The 1,049-nt window shown below is 65.4% G+C and carries 1 protein-coding gene; it reads right to left on the bottom strand.

Annotated elements, in window-relative coordinates; all coding sequences use genetic code 11:
• Nucleotides 1–62 precede the first annotated feature (62 nt).
• A partial coding sequence (locus G3436_RS23900) for an alkene reductase (RefSeq protein ID WP_163950248.1) occupies nucleotides 63–1,049 on the bottom strand: 987 nt, incomplete at its 5' end.

The following is a 1,049-nucleotide window of genomic DNA, read 5'->3' as shown; positions in this document are numbered from 1 at the left end:
ACAGTGCCTTGCAGATTGGCACTTTTCCTGTGGGAGCTGGCTTGCCAGCGAAGGGGCCCGAGTTACATCACGGGATAGTCGATATACCCCACCGGCCCCTTGGCATAGAAGGTCTCTGGCCGAGGTTCGTTCAACGGTGCATCTGCCTTCAGCCGCGCCGGCAGGTCCGGGTTGGCAATGAACGGTACGCCGAACGCCACCGCATCGGCGGTGCCATTGGCAATGGCCGCATTCGAGCTGGCCTTGTCGAAACGCTCATTGACGATGTAAGGCCCGCCGAACGCCGCCTTGATCAACGGCCCGATGCTGTCGTCGGCCACCTTCTCCCGCGCGCAGATGAAGGCAATGCCACGCTTGCCCAGCTCGCGTGCCACATAGGTGAACGTCTCGGTCAGGTCGGCATCGCCCATGTCGTGCAGATCGGCACGCGGCGACAGGTGCACGCCCACCCGCTGCGCGCCCCATACCTCGATCACCGCATCGGTGACCTCCAGCAGCAGGCGCGCACGGTTTTCCAGCGAGCCGCCGTACAGGTCGCTGCGCTGGTTGGTGCTGCTCTGCAGGAACTGGTCGAGCAGGTAGCCGTTGGCCGCATGCACCTCGACCCCATCGAACCCGGCAGCCTTGGCGTTTTCGGCACCGGTGCGGTAGGCATCGACGATGTCGGCGATTTCTTCGGTTTCCAGCGCACGCGGGGTGTCGAAGCCGGTCAGCGGCCGCACCAGGTTCACATGGCCCTTGGGTTGAATGGCGCTCGGGGCTACCGGGGCTTCGCCGTGCAGGTACATCGGGTGCGAAATACGCCCCACGTGCCACAGTTGCAGGAAGATACGTCCGCCCGCGCCGTGCAGCGCCTTGGTCACGTTGGTCCAGCCACGCACCTGGTCAGTGGACCAGATGCCCGGCGTATCGGGGTAGCCGACGCCCATCGGGGTCACCGAAGTGGCCTCGCTGAGGATCAGCCCGGCGCTGGCCCGCTGTACGTAGTACTCGGCCATCAACGCGTTGGGTACACGGCCTTCGTCGGCCCGGCAACGGGTCAGCGGGGC

The sequence above is a fragment of the Pseudomonas brassicae genome, from assembly GCF_010671725.1.
GTDB classification, from domain to species: Bacteria; Pseudomonadota; Gammaproteobacteria; order Pseudomonadales; family Pseudomonadaceae; genus Aquipseudomonas; species Aquipseudomonas brassicae.
Note: the sequence above shows the minus strand (reverse complement) of the source record. Positions and strands in the feature narration are given on the sequence as shown.